Below are 23737 nucleotides of genomic sequence, written 5' to 3' on the forward strand. Positions count from 1 at the left end.
ATCAATTACCTGAAAAGTTTTGGAATAAAAGATTTTGTGATTAATGTACATCACTTTGGAGATCAGATTATTGATTTTTTAAAGAAAAATAATAATTTCGGATGCAATATCGAAATCTCCGATGAAACCAAAGAATTGTTGGAAACCGGGGGCGGCTTGATTTTTGCTAGAAAATTTCTTGATCATGGAGAAGACTTTCTAATCATAAATGCTGATATTTTAACTAACATAAATATCAATACATTGATAGAATATCATAAAAAGATAAAATATTTTGCTACTTTAGCAGTTTCGGACCGCGAAAGTTCGAGAAAACTTCTTTTCAATGATGAGATGGTTTTAAGAGGTTGGCTGAATGTACAGACAGGAGAGCAAAGACTTGCTGAATTCAATAAAGGATTTAAAGCTCTTGCTTTTAGTGGTGTTCATTGCATTAACCCGGTCATCTTTCAAAAAATAAAAAGAACAGGCAAATTTTCTGTTATGGAAGAATATCTGGACATGATGCAAACCGAGCATATTCACGGTTTTGTACACGACAGTATTTTGATTGATGTCGGTAGACCTGAATCTGTAATAGAAGCCGAAAAACATTTTAAATAATTTTTTGCAATGGGAATTGATGGAACTAGGGATGAAAGTTTAGTAAATCCAGAACTAAACGTTAACGAAACGAAATTACACGATAGCTTCAGACAAAAAACTTGGGATGAAACAATTACCAAAGACAGCTGGATGGTCTTTAAAATTATGGCTGAATTTGTAGATGGCTATGAAAAGTTGGCAAAAATCGGTCCTTGTGTTTCCATATTTGGTTCAGCACGTCTGAAACCGGAAAACAAATATTATGAAATGGCTGTTGAAATAGCTGAGAAAATAACCAAATTAGGTTTTGGAATTATTACAGGCGGCGGCCCGGGGATTATGGAAGCCGGAAATAAAGGCGCATTCAACGCTAAAGGGAAATCCATCGGATTGAATATTGATCTTCCTTTTGAGCAGCATTTCAACCCTTATATCAACAAATCTTATTCGATGAATTTTGATTACTTTTTTGTAAGAAAAGTAATGTTTGTAAAATATTCCCAGGGCTTTGTAGTAATGCCCGGAGGATTCGGAACATTGGATGAACTTACAGAGGCCATCACTTTAATTCAGACTAACAAAATCGGTAAATTTCCAATTGTCCTCGTAGGAAGTGAATTTTGGGGCGGATTGTTAGATTGGTTCAAGGCAACTCTGGTAAAAGAAGGAATGATTGCCGAAGATGATTTAGATCTTTACCGTGTGGTAGATACTGCAGATGAGGCAGTAGCGCACATTAAAGCATTTTATGATAAATATTCTGTGAATGTAAATTTTTAATTGGCATATTATTTGTGAACTATAACTAGCAAGTATGATTGTAAATCTATTAATTAAGATGAAAAAACTTTTATATATATCAGGAATTTTAACATTTTTTGTGTTAATGAGTTTTATGTATGTAGACTTTTTCTCTTCAATGACCAAAGTGGACTATATTGATGGAAGCAAAACATTGAAGTTTACCACAAAAATGAATACAAGCCATATCTCTGATGCTATTAAGATCAATCCAAATACAGCTGGATTTGAAGCAGAAGTTAAAAAATATGTGAACAATAATTTTGATGTATTTGTCAATGGTGCTCCCAAAACAATAACCTTCACCGGAAGTCAGGTAAGTGGAGAAACTGTATGGGTGTATTTCGAAACCGGAGGCGTTTCGGATATCAACACCTTAAAGATTAAAAATACAATCCTTTTAAGCGCTTTTCCTAAGCAAATTAATCTGGTAAATATTGCCTATAAAGGCAGCCAGAAAACAATGAACTTCCAAAGAGGAAAAGAAGTGAATGAGGTTTCTTTTTAAGATTAAATTAGATTTAACCATTATAAATGGGTACCCTGGAAAGTTATTTTCAGGGTATTTTTTATGACTACACAGAACCAAAATTACGGATAGGTGCAAAACTTGGGGACTAGGTAAAAAATCAGTTAATCTGAAGAAAAAAAGAATTATCTTTTTACCCCTCTAAGCTTTATACTGAAATTTTTATTTAAACGCAAAAGACAAGTTGATAAGGAAGTTAAGAAAACGACAAAAGTCGCTGATGAAGCGATTTAGACATGCGTACGCTTAGAAAGAATCAATACAGTTGATTCAGCCTTTGCTTCCTAAAATACAACACCAGATAATAGAAATCCTTTGCGTGAAATTCTAAAATTAAATAGATCTAAATACTCTAAGTTCCACAACTTTTGCGCTTGATCCAAAATTACATTAAATACCAAAAAAATAACTACTAACTAAATAGATAAAATAAAAAGTTAATTATCACACTATAACAGTTGATTCTTAATTTAAAATCTTCAACAAATAAAAAGCCGATTCTTACGAACCGGCTTTTTATTTGAAGTTTTATAATATAGAAAATATTACTCAATTCGGATATTATCGATCTGAAGATCATAAGTTCCGGCATTTCCTGTTTTGATAGCAAACATACTCTTTCCTGCTACCAGGTTAAGGTCTGTTAATCCCGTAAGGTTAATTTCCACTAATCTCCATTGTCCGGCTGTGTTGATAGATCCCGTATATGAATTCGTACTTTCTACATCTAAGATTGCCCCTGTAGTAAGTGTTCCCAGATTAAAGGTATAGAAAGTAGGATTGGCTCCGGGAGCTGCAGTTTTATAAACATTGAAAGAAAGTGATTTTCCTGTTGCTGTTCCTTTGATATACATTGTAATTCTCTTAGGATTAGCCGGTAATCCCGATGCAGCAAACGCAGTGAATACATAATCATTGCTTGCAGGTTTTCCGGAAATCTGTAAAGAGTTCGTATTATTGTATCCAAGTCCAATACCTTGTGTCGCATAAGGTTTAATTCCAAACTGAGAATCGATTCCTGCAATGAAAGTAGCCCAATTTTCGAAATCAGAACCGTTAAATAAGTTTACAGCAGAAGCAGAAGGATTTTCCGGAATTCCAGGAGAGAATCTTGCATTAGGGAAGTTGATATCATCTAAACTTCTAATATAGGCTTGCTCTGTAGAAACTGTTGCATTATTTGGGTTAGTATAACGGCTTAAACAAAGAATAATATCACCACTGTTTGCATATTTCGGAGAAATAGGAGACTTCGCAAATGTTGCATAGTTGCTAAAACGAAGATCTAATCTTGCCGCTTTTTTATCTGTGATGTAACGATCTCCTGTCGCTCCATCGTCTGCAAAGGTTTTCGTTAATTCAGCATCTTCGAACTGAACATTTTTAATTTTAATAAGTTGATTGATGTGTGCTCCGTTTTTAGTAGCCTCACTGATGGAGTTAAATTCCAATGGTTTCATTACTGCTACTATAGGGCTTCTTCCATCACAAACTCTCGTCATATAGTTTGAAAGTTTATTAGGATTAATTCTTCCGATAGGGTAACTAGGATCATAAGAACCTACTTTTACGTTTCCATTATAAGACTGAACAATAAGGCCTTTTAAGTTAATTCTTACTAAAGCCCCTGTAGGAAAATCAAGATACTGATTTCCTGCATTGATATCAATTTCAATACCTTGTGTCGGGTTTTCAGGTTTATCCTGAAGGAACATCATTTTATAAATATTCCCACTTTCGTCATTAGAAGAAACATAAGCCTCAACAATATAATCTTCTTTAATGATATCTGCTTCTGTAGGTTTTGCTTTACCTAAAGCTGCTAAATCGGATAATTGATGATTAGCTGCAGGAAATTTATTGGTACATGTTATTTCCGGAACTTCATAATCATCGGACTTTACACATGACGAGAACGTCAACATTGAAATGGCACTAAATATAGCCGCTTTAAAATATATATTTTTCATTGTTTTCAACTTTTAAATTTAATTTTTAGAATCTGAATTGTAGATTAATATAGTAAGATCTTCCTTGAGAATACCAGTATTTAGGAGCAAATACCATATTACCACTATCAAAATCTTTTGTATAATCAGGATAGTTAACGTTTCTGGTTTGCTCGAATCCTCCTGTAATATAATTTTTATTATCTAACAGGTTATTAACAGATGCTGATAATAAAACATAATATTTACCGATCATCCAAGATTTACCTGCATTGATGTTAAAGAAAAACGCGCTAGGTAGTCTTGTAGGTGCTAAAACTCTTGCTAATTCTTCAGGTGTTACATCATCATAAGGTACTCCCGGCGTATTAGGATTGGTATAGAATCTTGCTGTTCTGGTTACCGGAGACGGATCTAAGAATGAGTGCCCAAAATAGTTCCAGCTTGCACCTACCCACCAATATTTAGGGCTGCTATATCTAAGACCTAAAGTATAAGCTTCCTGAGGTGTACCTCCTTGTTTATAATTTTTCAAAGTAGCTTCACCCATATTGGTATAAGATTTTGCTACAATATTTCCATTGTTGTCAAGTTCTCTGAAAGTTCCTACAGCATCAGATGCAAAATATACAGTAGGATTATTAGTATAAGTATATTGTCCTAAGCTCAATAACCCGTTAGCTGTTAACGTTGGAGAAAGTTTTACCTGTGCACCAAGCTCAACTCCCATATTTCTCTTATTGGCACCTGCAAGTACCTGAGTAATGAAAGCACCGTCCTGAACAGGAGCCTGATCTCCGTTTTCATTCAAAGTAGTTAACTTTACACCTTGAGCAAAATATCTTTGTACACTTGTTTCATTCTGAGTATTAACAAGGTACCCTGTTAATCTGACTTTAACGATTGGAGTAGAAATTACATAACTCAAGTCATTCGCATCAATAACCACATTCTTAATACCCGGAGTTGTAACTCCACTTACCCTTGTATTGAAATAGATATCATTCAAGAATGGTGATTCTGAAAAGTAAGCTCCGTTATAAACAAGGAAATTTCTACCATTGATTTTATAAGTCACCTGACCTTTGATCCCTACATTCCAGAAATTTTTATCTTCTCCTTTTCCATAAGATGACGGATACAAATAATGCTGGAATAACCCTTCTCTATTGTTGGTAGTATACCCGAATAATCCGGAAACAAAAACATCAAATTTTCCTGTTGAAAATTTAAAAGCCGGATTTACTTTAACCTCCTGTCTTCTGAAAATATAATCATAACCGATTTTATCTCCTTCTCTTTTGGCAACAGAATTTCCTGTTTCTTTTGTATTGTATTGACCGTAAATTTTATTAGCCTCCGTATTGCTCGCAAACGGATCCATATTGAGTGCAAAATCAGCACCTAATAAGTCATTTACTTCTCTATATTGTTCGGATCTGTAATTTTGATAAGATACATTCAAAATGAAACGTGAAGTATCATTGAAATTATAAGTATAATGTGTTGAAACATTCCATACTTTATCATCTTTTACGTCATCAACCAGGAAATACGCAGCTCTTCTTCCTCCAAATATTGGCATATAAAGATCTCCATTTCTGTTTTTATTATAAAGATTATCCCAGTTGATTTGTGTATAAGCCTGATCATTATTGGCCCATCTGTCTCTCCAAATACCAATATTGGCGGCATCATCCGGAGACGGGTTGCTATAGTTCATCCAATAACTTGGCAAGTTACGGTAGTAAGTAGGAGACGGATTATCTGCTCTATACCAATCCAGCCTTGAGCTATATTCTTTCCCGAATTGGTAAGAAACTGAAGTCCATAATTGAGAGTTCTTATTAATTTTCCAGAAATCCTGTAATTGAAGGATCGGTTGGAATCCTCTTCTCACCCTTTCGTTTCTTTTTTCACCACCTTGCCATCCCCAATAAGAGTTGTAATAAATTCCTCTATAATTGAAAACTTCCTGAGTATTTGGACTTGAAGAACTTCTTGTATACTTAGAACCTATCGCGTTGAATGTCATTGTATGACTATCACTGAATTTCTTCTCAACTCCAAGGTATCCGCTGTATGCATCATAGAAAGTTCCTTCCATTCTTCCTTCCTGAGCCCATCTTCTCGCAATCATTCCTGTGAATGCCCATCCGTTCTTATTCATTCCGGAAGAGAATCTATAGGATAACCTGTTATTATAGTTTCTGTTCGTCAAAGAGTACGTCAATTGACTTCCTTTTCTGTACTCACTGGCTTTCGTATTTTTATAAAATACTCCTGCAGCTCCACCAAAAGCATATTCTGAAGGAGCATGATTGGCAGAAATCTCCGGATAACGAGTGATTTCGTTTAATCCTCCCCAAGTACTGAAATCAACATTTCCATTATCTGCTCCTGCCATAGAAGCACCATTCATCATATTCTCACTGGTTCTATTATCGATACCTCTTGGACGGAACCAGTATGTACCTAATTCAAAACTTGCCATTCTGTTGAATACATCTTGAGAAGACTGAAGCAAACCTACAGTTGCCGTTTGCTGCCCTCCTTCATCACCATCCGCAGAAGTCTCAATAATAGCCAAACCTTGATCTGCATTTGTTAATGTAGAGTAAAGAGTAATTACTCCCAGATCTTTTCTTTTCTCATCTGCAGTTACATCAAACTCGAACATTTTAGTTTCAAAATTTGATTTTGTAACCATAATCTGATAATGGCCCGGCATTAAGTCAACAAACTGGAAATATCCGATTTTGTCTGCCGTCACATCATTTCCTGCTCCTTTCAAATCTACACTTGCCTGTTCAACAGGCTTTCCATCTGCATCCTTAAGATACGCAAACACTGTAGTCTGCGCAAAATAATATGAAGCAGGCAGCAAGGTAAATAAAGAGATTAATGATAGTTTTTTAATCATGAGTATATTATATTTTTAAATACTTTTCTTATTAATTATCAACAGTTTAAAAGTTGGGGGCACAAATTTAATCAAAAATTATAATTTACAACTTTTTTAACATTATTTTTTCTTAACATTGCAGCCTTTTAAGAATCATTATAAAAAAATTTACAAATACAATATTTTAAATTTACAAATATTTAAAACAGAATAAATTAAAAAAAGTAAATTTGCAAACATTAAAATAGTATTAAATAAAACTCTAGGAGAATGAAGAGATTTTCGAGTTTGTTTGCCATCATCTTTTCTATTATGGCATTCTCACAACAACAAGGAAAACTGAGAAAAGTAGCTACAGTAGGTTTTTTAAATGTAGAAAACCTTTGGGATACCATCCGCTCAGCAGATTATATTGATGGAACTAAAGACATCAGGAATCCTGCCTTTCACAGAAGTATACCATTTGATTCGATTAAGTTTTTGGAAGCTGAAAAATATGACGGACCATGGAGTGATACTGCGTTAAAAGGGAAAAAGGTAGTTAGATACCAAAGCGGATCTGAAGAATTTACACCTAAAAGTGCTAAAAACTATGGATCTAAAATCTATAAAGCGAAACTTGCCAATGAAGCAAAAGTAATTTCTGAAATGGGAGCCCAATATACAAAAACAGCTCCGGCAATCGTAGGGTTAATCGAGGTTGAAAACAGGCAAGTTATTGAAGATCTTATTAATGAACCTGCTTTGAAAAAATATGATTACGGAATTATTCACTATAACTCTTACGACTATAGAGGAATTGATGTTGCTTTGATTTATCAGAAAAGAAGATTTACTCCTACTAATTCATTAAAAAAGGAACTGAAAATTTTCGGGGATGACGGAAAAAGAGAATATACCCGAGACATTTTGGTGGTAACAGGATTTTTAGATAATGAAAAAGTAGCATTTTTTATGAACCACTGGCCATCAAGAAGAGGAGGCGAAGCTATTTCTTTACCTAAAAGAAATGCTGCTGCAGCTTTGTTAAAACAACAGATGGACAGTATAAGAACGGCAGATCCATCAACCAAGCTTTTTGCAATGGGCGACTTCAATGATGACCCAGTAAGCTCCAGCTTAAAAAATTATTTAAAAGCACAGGCAAATCCTAAGGATCTAAGTGAAGAAACACCATATCTTAATTTGATGTATCCTCTATATAAAAAAGGAGTAGCTTCATTAGCTTATCAGGATGCTCCGAACTTGTTTGACCAGATTATTGTTTCTAAAAACTTAGTTTCTGATCAGGTAACAAAAGACTATTCTATTTACAAAACCGAGATTTTTGCTCCTCCTTATCTTATCAATAAAGAAGGGAGTTATAAAGGGTATCCTTTCAGATCCTGGAATGGTGATCAGTTTACCGGCGGATATAGTGATCACTTCCCTGCATTCGTTGTTCTCCAGAAAGAGCCATAAAAATATAAACACTCAGATTTGAGTGTTTTTTTTTGCGTAAATTTATAAGTATGAAAAATTTAGTTTTAATAGTATTCATATTTCTTCTTCCTTTTAGCTGCTCTGCGCAGGCCAATCCTAAAAATGATAAAGAAAAGTCTGAAATGAAACCTTCTAAAAATGAAGATGGAGAATGGGATCTTACAGTAATTGATACCCAGTTTGACTATTTTTTAAATGCTATTGCTAAACCGATTAATCAATATTCCGAATCTTATCTGAAAACTAAAAACACATTTTTAGTCAATGAATGGAACAGTTATTATAATTCCGGCAGATATAGAAACATTATAGAATCAGGAATAGATTATGACCCGAAAGAAAATTACGGGATAAAATTTGAATATAAACTCTATCAGGTGTTTGCTTATGTACAATGGAAATATGTATTAAAAATGAACGGTTTGTCCGGAAGTGACGTGACGAGATATTAAAGAAAATTCCATTATTAACTAAAATCGATAAATAATTCAAATAACATTTCAAGATTTACCTATATTTGTAAACCACTGACTTTAAATAATCAGTAACTAATAACTCATAAACTAAATTAAACTCATGAAAAAAATCTTTCTTGCAGCAAGTCTTTTTGCTGTATCATCCCTATTTGCTCAACAGGGAACTTATGACGACCTAACAATAAAATCCTATTCTCCTGTTTTAACTTTAAAAAGGAATACTGATGTCGGAGGTTATATCCAAGGGATACAATCTCAATTATCAGACGGAACAAACAACTGGTTCTTCGGGAACCTTGGCACAGATCTTTGGTCTGTAGCAAAAGGAGATTATCAAAATCGTTACCTATCAGTATCTTCTTCCGGAAATGTTGCCATTGGCATTAACGATTATCCCGATTACAGGCTTCAGGTAGGCAATGGGATGATTGCGTCAAAAATAACAGATTCCAATGTCTCACCTACCAATAAAGTAGGTTATTTAATCAATGAACTAGGAGCAGGTGTCTTTGAACTTTCATTTGCAAGAGATAACCAAGGCGTAGTAAATATGAAAACGTTTTTGGATCGCCCTATTGTTATTGGAACCAATGACACTGAAAGAATGAGAATCGCAGCCAATGGTAATGTTGGTATAGGTTCCAAAAATCCGGACGCTCCATTAACGGTAAAAGGGCTTATCCACGCTACTGAAGTAAAAATAGATCTTAATGTACCTGCAGATTATGTATTCCAAAAGTATTATACCGGAACTTCAGGTTTAAAACCAGAATATACAATGCCTACACTTGAGGATGTAGAAAAATTCACTAAAGAAAACAATCACCTTCCTAACATCCCTTCAGCGAAAGAAATACAGGAAAAAGGATTGAACGTGGGAGAAATGTCCAATTTACTGCTTCAGAAAATAGAAGAGCTTACCCTTTATACTATTGAACAGAATAAATTGATCAAAGAGCAGCAAAAAAGAATTGAAATTCTGGAAAATAATGCTAAAAAATAAATTATTGTCTATATGAAAAGAATTTTAATACTATTCGCTGTGTGCGCGGCTATAATTAAAACATCCGCACAAAGCAACTATCAGACAACCTACCTTGCACAGGAACAAGAAAGATTAGATAAAGCAGCAGCTACTGAAGTCGAAATTGAAAATTTTATTAAACAAAATATCAATACATTTGATTTTACGAGCGTCATCAATGCTGTAGATAAAGTTAGTCCGGAAACCGGAAAATCATTTTCTGCTTCAGATTATGAATCCGCTGTTAATACAGCCAAACGACAAAAACTAAGAAATGAATATTTTAAAGTTCATCCTGAAAAAATAAGCCTATACTTTGCAAAAGTCCTTCAACAATGTACCAATGGTGGATTTGAAGAAAACGGAGGCTCTGTTTCAGGATTTACATTTGCAAGTGATGTATATAACAACAATACATGGGCCCAATATGCACTGACCCCCAGTACCCCTATAACTCCTCCCAATCCTAACGCTATATTGGTAGACAATACTTCCCCGGACCCTAATATATCAACCATTCCCAGAGTTTATTCCGGAAAGCATGCAATCAGGCTTAATCAACCTTCTAACGGATCTATAACAGCTTCGATGTTGTCCAGACAATTTATCGTCAATGAAAAGTATGTTAGTTTCGCATACGCATTGTTTTTCCAAAATCCAACAGATGGCGGACATGAAAAAGATACCCGATATGGTTATTACCAGGTAAGACTTAAAAATAGCACTGGCAATATAGTATATCAAAGAACCGTTAAAGGATATCCTTCTCCTGCAGATTTTAATTACAATTATCCCAATAATATCTTATATTCAGGATGGAGATGCGAAAACATTGATACATCGCAATATCTGGGAAAGCTAGTAACATTAGAAATCATTGTTTCAAACTGTGGTAATAGTGGGCATTACGGATATGGGTATTTTGACGATTTTTGTGGACTTCCTCCTGATTGTAACGTTCCCAAAGTAGGCTCTATTAGCCTCCATCCTCGTAGGAAAACCGGATGTCCTGAAGAACCTCTGAATATAACAGGTAATTATCAAATTCCTCCTAATGCTATTTTTCAAGGCTCTGGGACAGGAATCTTTCTTGATATATTGGAAGCCAGCACTGGAAATCTTGTCACAACATTAGCATACCCTAATATGTCAAGTCCTAATTATTTCAGTTTTAATAGTGTAGGAGGCAGTGCATTTTATCCTTCAGGAATGACTTCTAATTCAGAATTCAACTTCAGAGTCAGAATGATCTACAGCATTGGAGGTATCAATCAGCCGGCAGTAGTATCCTATAATACCAATCCTCCGGGTCCCGATGTGTCCTTCAAAAACTGTAACAGTCCTTGCCTTGAAGAAATGTATGTAAAAGAACGTGTCATGGTCTCTCAAACCATCCAGGCAAGTGGGAATATTTATGCAAGTTCAGAAATTGACCCCAATCTGGAAGTCACTTATAGAGCAGGATATAGCGTTTCTTTACTACCGGGATTTTATGTAACCGGTGACGATGTAGGAATATTCCATGCTTATATAGGGCCATGTGAAAACAATAATATGATTCTAAAATCTTCTCAACCCGGTTTAATGGCAAAAGCTACTGAGGAATTGTCTTCACCATCAGATATTAAGGTATATCCCAATCCGACTTCCGGTTATTTTAAAATTGATACAGGTAATGAAAAGCTCCTTTCATGGGAAATGTATGATACCTCAGGAAAAATGGTTTTAAAAGGTAATACCATTGAAGCAGAAGCTCATCATCTTTTGAAAGGCAATTACATTTTAAAAATAAGTCTGGAAAAAAGACAAATTACAAAAACAGTAATGCTTAGATAAATACAAAAAGGTTCAGAAAAATTTCTGAACCTTTTATTTTTATAATAGTTGAAAATTATTTGTTGAATAATTCTTCCACCTTATCCCAGTTTACTACATCGAAGAATGCAGAAACATAGTCAGGTCTTCTGTTTTGGTAATTTAAATAATAAGCATGCTCCCAAACATCTAATCCTAAAACCGGAGTTCCTTTAACGTCTGCTACAGGCATTAATGGGTTATCCTGATTTGGAGTAGAAGAAACAGAAACAGAACCGTCAGCATTTTTTATCAACCAAGCCCATCCTGAACCGAACCTTGTTTTAGCAGCATCTGAAAAATCAGCTTTAAATTTCTCAAGACCACCATAATTTTCGATAGCAGCTTTTACATTTCCTACCGGCTCTTTGCTTCCTCCAGGAGTTAAAATCTCCCAGAATAAAGAGTGATTGAAGTGTCCTCCACCGTTATTTCTTACTGCAGGCTTATCAGTCCCTGTTTTGCAGATTTCTTCGATAGTTTTTCCTGCTAAATCAGTTCCTTCAATCGCTTTATTTAAATTGTCAATGTACGCCTGGTGATGCTTCGTATAGTGGATCTCCATAGTTTTTGCATCAATAGTAGGCTCCAATGCATCATATGCATATCCTAATTTTGGTAATTCAAATGACATAATCTTTATTTTTAATGTTATAACCCAAAATTAGCCAATATTTAAGGGATAATCAAAGATTGGGGATTACTTTAATAAATCTTTAACATTGATATATTGATTTAGAATGAATTAAATTTTTATTTTTTATTTTCAAACAATTAAAATTCGCTCCAATAAAAACGATCATCAGAATTGTCGGTACAATTTATACCGTCACAGCTTCATTTATTTTCAATTTCGTAACTTACAGATTATGAGAGAAATTCTATTATAGAACACTTCTTCTTTCACTGAATGTTTAACTTAATATTGTTTATTATGAAAATTGGACTTTTTGGATTCGGAAAAGCAGGAAAGGCTGTAGCCTCGGTTATTCTTCAAAATAAGAATCACTCTTTACAATGGATTTACAGGAAAACAAATAAATTAAACCACAGAGATGCTTCAGATTTCTTTGGCATCGAAAGCAATGATCCCGGCTACTTTCATTCAGAAAAAAGCTTTAACATAGATGAGCTGTTAGAAAAACATCCTGTAGATGCTATTATTGATTTTTCTTCTCAGGAAGGAATTTATACATATGGTAAAGCTGCTGCAAGAAACAATGTAAAAATCATTTCAGCAATTTCTCATTATTCCGATAAAGAGATTGACTTTCTCCATCAACTTGCTCAAAAAGCAATTGTATTCTGGTCTCCCAATATCACCTTAGGAATTAATTATTTACTATATGCGTCTACATTTCTAAAAAAAATTGCTCCATCTGTAGACATAGAGATTATTGAAGAACATTTTAAAGACAAAAAGGGAATTTCGGGAACTGCCATCCGTATAGCGGATGTATTGGAAGTAAAAGATGAAAAGATCAATACTATCAGGGCCGGAGGAATTGTAGGAAAACATGAGGTTATTTTTGGATTTCCTTTCCAGACAGTAAGGCTCATACACGAATCTATTTCGAGGGATGCCTTTGGTAATGGAGCTGTGTTTGCTGCCGAGCATTTACTCAATAAAAAACCGGGCTTCTATAAATTTGAGGATTTGTTACATCCTTATTTCAAAGTATAGAAGCCCGGCATAGTCAATTAAATTTAATTTATTTATTCATAGACATCAGGAACTCTTCATTGTTTAGGGTTCCTTTGATGTTTTTATCTACAAATTCCATCGCTTCTACAGGATTCATTTCAGAAAGATATTTTCTCAAAATCCACATTCTCTGCGATGTAACTTCATCTAGAAGAAGATCATCTCTACGTGTGCTTGATGCTACAAGATCAATAGCAGGGTAAATTCTTCTGTTAGCAATTTTTCTATCCAATTGAAGTTCCATGTTACCTGTACCTTTGAATTCTTCAAAGATTACCTCGTCCATTTTAGAACCTGTATCAATAAGTGCCGTTGCAATAATGGTTAAAGAACCTCCACCTTCAATCTTTCTTGCTGCTCCGAAAAATCTTTTCGGTCTGTGAAGGGCATTGGCATCCACCCCACCGGAAAGAACTTTACCTGAAGCCGGAGTAACAGTATTATAGGCTCTAGCCAATCTTGTGATAGAGTCTAATAGGATTACTACATCATGACCACATTCTACCATTCTCTGTGCTTTGGCAAGAACAAGGTTAGCAACTTTCACGTGTTTTTCAGCAGCTTCGTCAAATGTAGAAGCAATAACTTCTGCATTTACACTTCTTTCCATATCAGTAACCTCTTCCGGACGTTCATCAATAAGAAGAACCATCATATATACTTCCGGATGATTCGCCGCAATAGAATTAGCAATATCTTTCAGCAACATTGTTTTACCAGTTTTAGGCTGTGCAACAATCATTGCTCTTTGTCCTTTTCCAATAGGAGCAAATAAATCAACAATTCTGGTAGAAACTGTTGATCCGCTTCCTGCAAGATTGAATTTTTCTTCAGGGAAAAGCGGTGTAAGATATTCGAAAGCAACTCTGTCTTTAATGAACGCCAGATCACGTCCATTAACTTCTGTAGGTCTTAATAATGAAAAATATTTTTCACCTTCTTTCGGTAATCTTACAATACCTTTAACTGTATCTCCTGTTTTCAAACCAAAATTTCTGATTTGAGCCGTAGATACATAAACATCATCAGGAGAAGAAATATAGCTGAAATCTGAAGAACGTAAGAATCCATAGTTATCAGGCAATATTTCCAACACCCCTTCAATACTCACCATACCATCGAAATTAAATTCTTTCTTATGGTCTTGGTGCTCCTCTGCCTTTTCAGAATGTCTGTTTTGATTCTGATTCTGGTTTTGGTGCTGGTGTTGATGTTGTTGGTTTTGATTTTTATTTTGGTTTCCGCCGTTTTGCGGATGACTGTGTCCTTTTTGAGGTCTGTTAGCCTGTTGTTGAGGGGTATTAGGCTTTTCTTCTGTCTGAGCAGATTCTTGGAACTCTGTGTTTTTAGGAGTTTCGAATTTTTCCTGAATTACTTCAGTATTACCGGTGTTGGTAGAAACTCTTTTTCTTTTCTTCTTAGCTGCTGCAGCATTAGCGGGAACTTCTTCGGTTGCTGTTGCTGTTACGGCTTCTGCTTTAGGTTCTTCTGGTTTTACTTCCTCAGAAACCGGTGTCTTTTCTTCTACTTTTTCCTCTACTTTTGGTTCTACCGGGGCTTTTGCAGTCGTCTTTGGCTTAGCTGCAGTTTTCTTAGGAGCAGCAGCTCTTTTTGCCGGGGCTTTCGCAGGTTTTTCTGCTAGTTCCTCTTCAGTATTGATACTGGTCGTCTCTGTGGCGTTGAAATAATCTTTTGCGACTTTGGGGTTGGAAGCCTGAAAGTCAAGAATAGCAAAGATCTTGTCATTTTCATTGCTGTTTCTTGCAACTTTAACGCCCAAATCTTTTAAGATTTTAGTCAGTTCCGTTACGGATTTTGACCTTAACGTTTCTATGTTAAACATATTTAATGTAAAAATGTAATTAATTGTGAGTAAGAAAAGTAAGTCCGGTGACTTTTGTTTTCAAGTACATTGTATAATGCAAATCTACACTTATTTTTGAATTGTGCAAAATTTATGTTATTTTTGCCAAGAATTTAATATTCAATGCTACAGAGAATACAGACTATTTGGACATTATTAGCAGTTTTAGCTGCTGTTTTTCTTTACATCACAGGACAGGATGTGGCTGTTTTTGGCAATATTCCTATACTCAATATAGGATGTATAGTACTTGTTATCATTGGAGCTTTAAGTATTTTTAGTTTTAAAAACAGAAAACGACAAATTTTGCTGAATACCATCAGCATCATTATAAACGCCTTGTTGATTGGTGTATTGGCGTACTGGTTACTAAACTTATCCGGAGGAATTCAATTTCCTGAGAAGGGTATTGAGCCGATTTTCCCATGTATAGCGGTGATTTGTCTGCTTATTGCAAACATTTTCATTCGTAAAGATGAGAGGCTCGTAAAATCTGTAGACAGACTTCGATAGCCTTACAACGATTTTTTGAGTGAGAACAGCTTCTTTTTAGAAGCTGTTTTTTATTTTTACAGAAAATATCTTTTGAATGTTTAAAAACAATTTAAGTAAAATTCTTTTCATTATTGGATTCTTTGCTTTAGGTTTTTTAATGCTACCTCAATTTAACAAAGCAACAGATAAAGAAAACGAAAAGAAACCAAGTTTTTACGACACAGAAATTAATACTGTGATCAATGAAGGACTAGAAACCGGATATTTATTTGATGTCAATCATAAAACTTATAAACCGGGAGCCTATCACTATGTTATTGAAACTAACGCCAATGATGAAAGGGTACGGTTTCTAAGAGAAGAAAATACTTCTTATAGTAACCATGAAATTATGTTTAGCTGGCGGCAAACAGCACCTCCTTACAGAGTCATTAAAAAAGCAAAAGCAGACACTCTCTATATTATTAAAAAAGGGAGAAAAATAGCCTTTCCAAAATATTTCTTAAATAACAAATAAATGAACCATATGAAAAAATTGACTTATCTAACTTTATCGTTTTTTTCATTTTTTACCTTTGCACAGGAAGTTTCAAAAGAAAAAGTAAAAACCATTTTATCCACTCTGGCATCAGATGAAATGAAAGGCAGAGAAATCTGGACTCCCGAAAATGAAAACGCCGCCAATTACATCGCCACTCTTTTCAAAGAAAACAATCTTGAATATTGTACAGGAAATTCTTATCTGATTCCTTTCGAATATAAAGGAAAAAAGGCCTATAACGTATGTGGTGTAAGAAAAGGAAAAACAGATCAATATCTTGGGTTTTCAGGACATTTTGATCATATCGGAACTAGTAATAAAACCGGAGACAACATCTATAACGGAGCTGATGACGATGCAAGTGGAATTACAACTTTGGTAGGTATTGCAGATTATTTTAAAAATAAAAAGCCGGACTTTTCAATGGTTTTTATGGCTTTTAATGGTGAGGAAAAAGGAATGCTGGGTTCGAGAGCAATTTCACAAGATCCAAATCTTGACAAAATCTACAATAATATGACTGCTCTTTTTAATTTTGAAATGGTTGCCACAGAATCCCAGTGGGGGAAAAATGCATTGTATATGACGGGAGATGGATTTTCAGATCTGGATGAATTATTTAATAAAAATGCGGTAAATGGTTTAAAAATAAACGCTGATCCTTATGCAAGGGAACAATTATTCTATCGTTCAGACAATGTAAGTTTTGTAAAAAAGAAAATTATTGCCCATTCATTTTCAACCGTTGATATGAGTAAAGCTACCCATTATCACCACGAAAATGACGATATTAATATTGTTGATTTTGATAATATGACCCAGATTATCAATAATTTTGGAAAAACATTAGAAAAATTAAATCCTAAGAACTTTACTCCAAAATATAATGATCAGGTAAAATTTAATTAATTTTTATACTATAAAACCACCAATTCGGTGGTTTTCTTTTTTAAAATCATAATATCCCCTACTCTTTTATTGCAGGATAATATTGATAGACAGCGCTTTTTAACATTCTCAATTGTAACAAAAAAGTATTCTTTAGAACTTATAAATAAAGTAAAATAGGATTAAGAACGTCTTATCTTTTAATTTTACGTAATTTTGCTATCCAATTTTTTCATTGAATGAACGAATATAAAAAAATCTTAAAGTTCGCGAAACCGCATCAAAAATATATCTACGGAAGTTTATTTTTCAATATCCTGTATTCCGTATTCCAAATTGCTTCCTTAGGAACGATTCTACCGGTATTGGGTATGCTTTTTGGGACTATAAAACCTGAAAAATATGAAAAGCCACCTGTATATTCAGGGGAGTTTCTTGATTTCTTCAATTATATAAAAGACTATTCCAATTATTACATCCAGTCTTTAGTAGCTGAATATGGCTCTCTTAAAGTTCTGGCATGGCTGTGTATCATCACTGCGTTCATGTTTTTACTGAGAAATATGTTCAGATATTTTGGTGCTTTCCTGCTGATCAACTACCGCGTTGGCGTTACAAAAGATCTTCGTGGAGCGATGTACAGAAAGATACTTTCTTTACCGGTTTCATTTTTCACAGAAAGCAGAAAGGGAGATCTGATGTCCCGTATGTCTAATGATGTTGGAGAAGTTGAAGGAAATATTCTGGGAAGTTTAGTAGAGCTTATCAATGCACCCTTTATGCTGATCAGTACTTTGGTAAGTTTATTCTTCTTAAGTGCAGAAATGACTCTTTTCTCTTTATTGGTATTACCTGTAATGGGAACCATGATCGCTTTGGTTGGAAAAAGTCTTAAAAAGGACTCCCACGAAGCCCAGAATGAAATGGGAACAATTTTTTCTATTGTAGACGAAACTTTGAAATCTTCTAAAGTCATTAAAATCTTTAATGCGGAAAAAATCATGGACAATCGTTTTATGAAGTCAATGAATAAGTGGATTTCAAGCTCAATAAGCTTAGGCAGAAAGAAAGAACTAGCATCTCCGATGAGCGAATTTTTGGGTTCTATTACCTTTTTAATAATTGCCTGGTATGGAGGGAAACAAATTATTGTTGAGCAGAGTATCTCTCCTGCAGATTTCCTGGTTTTCCTTGGATTATTTTTCCAGATTCTTCCCCCTGCAAAAAGTTTATCCACTTCAATTTCTAATGTACAAAAAGGTGAAGCTTCTCTGAAAAGAGTACTCGAAATCCTAGATGCAGATGTAAAAATCGAAGAAGTAGCAGAACCTGTTTCTATCTCTACCCTTCAAAATAATATTGAATTTAAAGACATTGGATTCTATTATGACAAATCCAATCTTATTCTTAAAAACTTTAATTTAACCATTCCCAAAGGAAAAACCGTTGCATTGGTTGGACAAAGTGGAAGCGGAAAAACAACAATTGCGAATCTCTTGGCAAGATTTTATGATGTTTCTGAAGGAGAAATTCTTATTGATGGAACAGATATTAAACATTTGAAATTACAAGAGTATCGTCAACTTCTGGGAATGGTAACCCAGGAATCCGTATTATTCAATGATTCTGTTTATAACAATATCCTAATGGGTAAACCGGACGCCACCAGAGAAGAAGTCATTGCAGCAGCTAAAATTGCCAATGCAGACTCATTTATCTCTAATCTGGCCCAAGGATATGATACCAACATTGGAGACGATGGAAATAAGCTTTCAGGAGGACAAAAACAGAGAGTTTCTATCGCAAGAGCTGTTTTGAAAAATCCACCTATTATGATCCTTGATGAGGCAACATCTGCCCTGGATACGGAATCCGAAAGATTTGTACAGGATGCTTTGGAGAAAATGATGGAGAACAGAACATCCCTGGTTATTGCCCACAGACTTTCAACGATTCAAAAAGCAGACTGGATTGTAGTAATGGAAAAAGGTGATATTGTAGAACAAGGCACCCACCACGAACTAATTGCTAAAAAAGGGATGTACAACAAACTTGTTGAACTTCAAAATTTTGACTAGATTTTTTAATTAAATTTAAAATGAACCCTATACAAGAGTATTTCTACAGAATCGAAGAGCCTGAAAGAAGTACTCTTCTTTTTTTACGTGAAAAGATCCTAGCTTCCGATACTGAAAACATTACAGAAACATTCAGTTTTGGCCTTCCCTTTATCAAATATAAAAAGAAAATGCTGTGTTATTTTTATTACAGCAAAAAGTATAAAAAATACTATATCAGCTTTTACCACGGTGATAAACTAGATTATCCGGAGCTGACACAGGATGGAAGGAAAAAATTTAAAATCCTTTTAATTGATGTAGAAGAAGATTTACCTCTACAGTTTATAATGGAGTTACTGGATGAAATAAAGCAATATATCAGGTAATGTATCCGGATAGATTATTGCCGGAATCATCCTAAATTTTTATCTATAGTAATGTTTATTGATCACAATCTATAATAAACCTACTCTACTCCAGCTGAATCCATTTGTAATCGCTTGCTGTCTGAATTTTATACCAATATCCGGGTTTTTTATCTACAACATTAAAAGTTTGGGGATCAAAATTGATATAATCCGAAGACATAATCGGTCCTTTAAATGCTTTTATTTTATAATTCACATTAATATTACCATCTGGTAGCCAAAAACCATATTTTTTTGCAAGATTATACTCATAAAAAGTAGCTGTAGAATAACCACTATTTAAGGCATTATCCATAAAACCAAGCCACCAGTTTGCAGGTCGGGCAACAGCGCTTCCATCCAAATTACCTGAAACTTTTTGATGATAGCTAGATACTACATCCCCTTGAACTCCAATTGGAATGGTTGGATTAATCTTTTTAATCTCATCAATAATATACTTATAATCAACAGTATAATTACCCGGCAAATTATCTTTGTTCCAATCTTGTGAAGAAGTTTGGATAAAAAACAAATCCGGGTTGACCTTAGAGACGATATCAGACATATCTAATCCAAAATGTTCTTTTATTTTAACTAAACTGCCTCCCTTTATTCCTATTCCCCATGCAGCAAATAAAATATTGGGGTTAGTTTCATTAATAGCTTTTTTGACTTGTTGATTAAAATTAATTATAGCATCCGATCTAAATTGTATCCATTTGCTATAATAAACTGGGTTATTTTTAATTTCTTCAAACGTCAAGCTTTGTGAAGATATAGAATATTTAGCTCTAAATCGATCAATAGCATATTGGCTTACATCTCCGTAAAAACGTTTTTTAGGAGATTGAGCATTTATGGCTTCCCATTCCGGGAAGTAAGATTCTGCAAACTCAATTCCATCAAAAATATTCGGATAATATCTAAGTATATTTTTAATTCTCTGAACCTGCCAATTAACATATTCTTCGCGATGAAAAGAATAAAGGTGAGTTTTACTATCTATTGAAGAGGGATCAAGTAATTTCATCTTCCATCCATCACCTCCCGGAATTGCATTTCCATAAATACAATTTCCTAATAACATCAGCCAAATCTTAATCCCACTATTTTTTATTGCCTGAAGGTATTGTTGCTTAAGTAATTGATCATTCACTGTTCCATCCCAGTATTCTGCAACCGTATAATGCACGGAACTAATGCCTGCTCTTTTTAAATCTTCCACCAATTGTTCAGGAGACACCTTACCTATATTATCTATGAAAGTAGGGTCTATCTGAACAGAACGACCATACATCCCTTCAGGTATTGACCGAGTCGATTTTGACATAATTGTGATATCCGCTTCGGGCGTAAGTACAGAAGAAGCAATAAATCTATCTTCTTTGCAAGAATATATTCCCAGAATAAAAATACTGAAACAGCTAAATAGTATTAAATTTTTCATCATTAAGTGTATTTGGTTTAATTTATATTTTAAATTCCTCTAAATAAAACATTTTCCAACCACGCATCAAATAACTGATATACAATTCGTTAAATATAATAAAATATATTATTACAATCTGATTTCATTAAATAAATACTCACAGATTATATCCCGATTCCTATTTGCAAGCTCTTCCAATATGGAAAATACTAAATTAATATCGAAAGCTGAAACTCAAGTAACCAAACTATTGAAGACAAATTCAAACTTAAATTGGTGTAACTAAAAAGGTAAGGTAAGGTCAGATTGAATTATCTTATTCTGAAACAAGCTAAGAAAAAATCCATGAAATCGATTTCTCTTTTTCTCCTTAAGAATATAGTCAGACATTGAATTCTTTACGCAAAATTTAAATTATATTTTTTAAATAATGGCAGAATACTTTGTTCAGTATTTTTATTAAAAAAAGAAGTACTGCCTTCCGGAAAGCAGTACTTCTTTTTAATTAGTATAATTGATTAAAAATCTTAATTTTTCAATTTAGCGATAACATCTAAGCCACCTTTTGTAATATCTCCGATCTTACAAACGATCTCAGTATCCAATGGTAGAAATACGTCCATCCTTGACCCGAATTTGATGAAACCAAACTCATGTCCGGCTTTAGCCTGATCTCCTTCATTACAATAGAAAACAATCCTTCTTGCTACGTATCCGGCAATCTGCCTGAACACTACCTTATGATTCGTTAAAGTTTCAACGGCTACAGTTGTTCTTTCATTTTCTGTAGAAGACTTTTCATGCCATGCTACCAGGTATTTTCCCGGGTGATATTTTTTGTAAATTACTTTTCCGGTCACCGGATATCTACAAATGTGTACATTCAGTGGAGACATGAAAATAGAAACCTGGATAGCCTTTCCCTGAAGAAATTCATTCTCTTCTACTTCCTTGATCATTACAACTTTTCCGTCAACCGGTGCGATGACATTCTCTTTGTGATCAAGAATAGTACGATCCGGAACTCTGAAAAACCAGAAAACAAGACAGTAAACAACCAACAAAGGCATGATGATCACCAGTGACCATATTTTAAGGAAATAAATTGCTAATGCTCCCACTATTAAAAAAAGAATGGTTGCTACGGTAATTGTTCCTTTTGATTCTCTATGCAATTTCATGAGACTATATAAATTTTTCTAAAATAAAGTACAAATATACGACAGGAACACAGATTATGAAACTATCTAATCGATCTAAAACACCTCCATGTCCAGGAATGATGTTTCCACTATCCTTTACACCGAAATGTCTTTTCAACTGGCTTTCTACCAAATCCCCTAACGGAGCAAAGGCTGCTACTAAAAATCCGACTACCATCCAGTTTCCTCTCAGCTCAGGTTGATAATGTTCTATGAAGTATGATAAAATTAATGTTAAAACAACTCCTCCCGCATATCCTTCCCAGGTTTTTTTAGGTGAAATGGTAGGAGCCATTTTATGTTTTCCAAAGAATTTCCCTACCAGATATGCAAATGTATCGCTACTCCATATTAAAATGAAAAGGAAAAGTACTTCCAGAGAAAAAGAATCATTATAGCTGGAAAACTTAGGTAGCCCTAATGCAAAACTGAAAGGTAAAGCAACATAGATAACGGTAAAAATAAGTTTCCCGCTATCGTAATATAATTCGTTAGGAAATTTAAATAACGTGACTACAGCAATGCCTATTAAAGCAAGAGCCAGAATTTCACTCAATCTGAAATCAAAAAAGAAATCGTGATGAAAATATCTTTTGGAAAAAATATAGAATATAAAAAGAACCAGTGGAAAAACCACCCATTTTTCATAGCCTTTTCCAAACTTCATAATCTTGATACATTCCCAGGTACCTACTACCAATAACAAGCTTATTAATCCGTGGTAAAGGTATTGCTGCTGAATGAGGCCAGGAAAGACGCTGTTAATGAGTTGTGCCCCTAGCGGCGTTGTACAAAGAATGATAACAGCTACATATACTAAGCCTGAAATGGTTCTTTGAATGAGATTTTTGTCCAAAATGTAAAATTTAGAAGTGGGTGCTTAATCTTCAAGCAATAATAAAAATAATTTTGTATTGGAATTAGAAGAACTATCCATTTTCGATTGGCTTCCGCTGATGGAAGTGAGGTTCTTGATATTTCCGTTTCTTTTTATTTTCCCCATGGCATCATTCAGGTTGTTTACAATCTGTGAAACATTGGCAATGATAATAATTTTATCCGGTAGCCTTGAAGAATGATAATGAAGAATATTGTTATGAGAAAGCATTATTCTTCCGTCATAGGCGATCAGGTATTCACATGTAATGAATGCAGCATCATTAGACGGTTCTAATTCTGACGTATAGGAAGACTTCACAACATTTAAAAAGTTCTGAAGTTCTTTATCCCAGCAGAAAAGGTTACCAATACCTTCTATCTTAATAATTTGATTTAAAGTTTGTAGAGCTTCCGCCTCATCTGCACAATAATTAAAAAATCCCCCCGAATGCGTAAATAACTGCGCAAACTTATAGTCAAGATCCGCATTTTTCAGCGAATCCCCTAGCTTCTCCAGACTCTGTTTTTCCTCTTCCTCAGGCTGGTTGGTTAGTTTGCTTACAATCCTCTTGAATAAATTCAACTTAATCTATTTTTAGTCAACTTTATACAAAAATAGAAAATAAATTACAATAGATTCCAAAAATATGTCTTTAAAT

21 protein-coding genes are annotated in these 23737 nt (G+C 34.3%); 13 read left to right on the forward strand and 8 right to left on the reverse strand.

The window, feature by feature from the left end; translation table 11 throughout:
- The 3 genes from CW752_RS04360 to CW752_RS04370 form a co-directional block, all read left to right on the forward strand.
- Positions 1-603: NDP-sugar synthase (locus CW752_RS04360; RefSeq protein ID WP_101238544.1), on the forward strand; the 603-nt coding region annotated here is incomplete at its 5' end.
- Positions 604-612: 9 nt separating this feature from the next.
- The gene (locus tag CW752_RS04365; protein ID WP_101238545.1) at positions 613-1365 is read left to right on the forward strand and encodes a TIGR00730 family Rossman fold protein; all 753 of its coding nucleotides are present in this window, start codon (positions 613-615) and stop codon (positions 1363-1365) included.
- Positions 1366-1423: 58 nt separating this feature from the next.
- The gene (locus CW752_RS04370) at positions 1424-1894 is read left to right on the forward strand and encodes a DUF6702 family protein (RefSeq protein WP_228377469.1); all 471 of its coding nucleotides are present in this window, start codon (positions 1424-1426) and stop codon (positions 1892-1894) included.
- A 566-nt stretch (positions 1895-2460) separates the two neighbouring features.
- On the opposite strand, the gene CW752_RS04375 is transcribed toward CW752_RS04370, so the two are convergent.
- A complete protein-coding gene (locus CW752_RS04375; protein ID WP_101238546.1) occupies positions 2461-3885 on the reverse strand; it encodes a DUF5689 domain-containing protein in 1425 nt (474 codons plus the stop codon).
- 25 nt (positions 3886-3910) lie between these two features.
- Positions 3911-6787 carry a carboxypeptidase-like regulatory domain-containing protein gene (locus CW752_RS04380; protein ID WP_101238547.1) on the reverse strand — a complete coding sequence of 959 codons (2877 nt, stop codon included), beginning with the start codon at positions 6785-6787 and terminating at the stop codon, positions 3911-3913.
- A 252-nt stretch (positions 6788-7039) separates the two neighbouring features.
- Here CW752_RS04380 and CW752_RS04385 point away from each other — a divergent pair, with 252 nt between their 5' ends.
- The 4 genes from CW752_RS04385 (at position 7040) to CW752_RS04400 (ending at position 11587) form a co-directional block, all read left to right on the forward strand.
- Complete coding sequence (locus CW752_RS04385) at positions 7040-8230, forward strand: endonuclease (protein ID WP_101238548.1); 1191 nt, start codon at positions 7040-7042, stop codon at positions 8228-8230.
- Between the two features lie 50 nt (positions 8231-8280).
- Positions 8281-8703: a DUF6146 family protein gene (locus tag CW752_RS04390; RefSeq protein ID WP_101238549.1), complete on the forward strand. Its 423-nt coding sequence runs from the start codon at positions 8281-8283 to the stop codon at positions 8701-8703.
- A gap of 124 nt (positions 8704-8827) precedes the next feature.
- The gene (locus CW752_RS04395; RefSeq protein WP_101238550.1) at positions 8828-9730 is read left to right on the forward strand and encodes a hypothetical protein; all 903 of its coding nucleotides are present in this window, start codon (positions 8828-8830) and stop codon (positions 9728-9730) included.
- A 12-nt stretch (positions 9731-9742) separates the two neighbouring features.
- Positions 9743-11587 (forward strand): T9SS type A sorting domain-containing protein, encoded by a 1845-nt coding sequence (locus CW752_RS04400; RefSeq protein ID WP_101238551.1) that lies wholly within the window; start codon positions 9743-9745, stop codon positions 11585-11587.
- A gap of 55 nt (positions 11588-11642) precedes the next feature.
- Here CW752_RS04400 and CW752_RS04405 read toward each other — a convergent pair whose 3' ends face one another.
- Entirely contained in the window at positions 11643-12239 is a 597-nt protein-coding gene (locus CW752_RS04405; protein ID WP_101238552.1) for a superoxide dismutase, read from the reverse strand.
- A gap of 300 nt (positions 12240-12539) precedes the next feature.
- On the opposite strand from CW752_RS04405, the gene CW752_RS04410 reads away from it, so the two are divergent.
- Complete coding sequence (locus CW752_RS04410) at positions 12540-13289, forward strand: 4-hydroxy-tetrahydrodipicolinate reductase (protein ID WP_101238553.1); 750 nt, start codon at positions 12540-12542, stop codon at positions 13287-13289.
- Positions 13290-13317: 28 nt separating this feature from the next.
- On the opposite strand, the gene rho is transcribed toward CW752_RS04410, so the two are convergent.
- A complete protein-coding gene (gene rho, locus CW752_RS04415) occupies positions 13318-15153 on the reverse strand; it encodes a transcription termination factor Rho (RefSeq protein ID WP_101238554.1) in 1836 nt (611 codons plus the stop codon).
- Between the two features lie 144 nt (positions 15154-15297).
- On the opposite strand from rho, the gene CW752_RS04420 reads away from it, so the two are divergent.
- From CW752_RS04420 to CW752_RS04440, 5 genes are all read left to right on the forward strand, one after another.
- The gene (locus CW752_RS04420; protein ID WP_101238555.1) at positions 15298-15687 is read left to right on the forward strand and encodes a DUF4293 family protein; all 390 of its coding nucleotides are present in this window, start codon (positions 15298-15300) and stop codon (positions 15685-15687) included.
- 76 nt (positions 15688-15763) lie between these two features.
- Positions 15764-16186: a hypothetical protein gene (locus CW752_RS04425; RefSeq protein ID WP_101238556.1), complete on the forward strand. Its 423-nt coding sequence runs from the start codon at positions 15764-15766 to the stop codon at positions 16184-16186.
- Positions 16187-16195: 9 nt separating this feature from the next.
- Entirely contained in the window at positions 16196-17119 is a 924-nt protein-coding gene (locus CW752_RS04430) for a M28 family metallopeptidase (protein ID WP_101238571.1), read from the forward strand.
- A 218-nt stretch (positions 17120-17337) separates the two neighbouring features.
- A complete protein-coding gene (locus tag CW752_RS04435) occupies positions 17338-19176 on the forward strand; it encodes an ABC transporter ATP-binding protein (protein ID WP_101238557.1) in 1839 nt (612 codons plus the stop codon).
- A gap of 20 nt (positions 19177-19196) precedes the next feature.
- Positions 19197-19544, forward strand: coding sequence for a hypothetical protein (locus CW752_RS04440; RefSeq protein WP_101238558.1), 348 nt, complete (start codon positions 19197-19199; stop codon positions 19542-19544).
- Positions 19545-19629: 85 nt separating this feature from the next.
- On the opposite strand, the gene CW752_RS04445 is transcribed toward CW752_RS04440, so the two are convergent.
- The 4 genes from CW752_RS04445 to CW752_RS04460 form a co-directional block, all read right to left on the reverse strand.
- Positions 19630-21015, reverse strand: a complete 1386-nt coding sequence (locus tag CW752_RS04445; protein ID WP_133121650.1) for a hypothetical protein — start codon at positions 21013-21015, stop codon at positions 19630-19632.
- Between the two features lie 509 nt (positions 21016-21524).
- Positions 21525-22178 (reverse strand): phosphatidylserine decarboxylase family protein, encoded by a 654-nt coding sequence (locus CW752_RS04450; RefSeq protein ID WP_101238560.1) that lies wholly within the window; start codon positions 22176-22178, stop codon positions 21525-21527.
- Positions 22179-22182: 4 nt separating this feature from the next.
- Entirely contained in the window at positions 22183-23055 is an 873-nt protein-coding gene (locus tag CW752_RS04455) for a phosphatidate cytidylyltransferase (RefSeq protein WP_101238561.1), read from the reverse strand.
- A gap of 24 nt (positions 23056-23079) precedes the next feature.
- Entirely contained in the window at positions 23080-23661 is a 582-nt protein-coding gene (locus tag CW752_RS04460) for an LUD domain-containing protein (RefSeq protein WP_185117568.1), read from the reverse strand.
- Positions 23662-23737: the final 76 nt, after the last annotated feature.

The sequence above is a fragment of the Chryseobacterium sp. PMSZPI genome (assembly GCF_002835665.1).
Classification (GTDB): Bacteria; Bacteroidota; Bacteroidia; order Flavobacteriales; family Weeksellaceae; genus Chryseobacterium.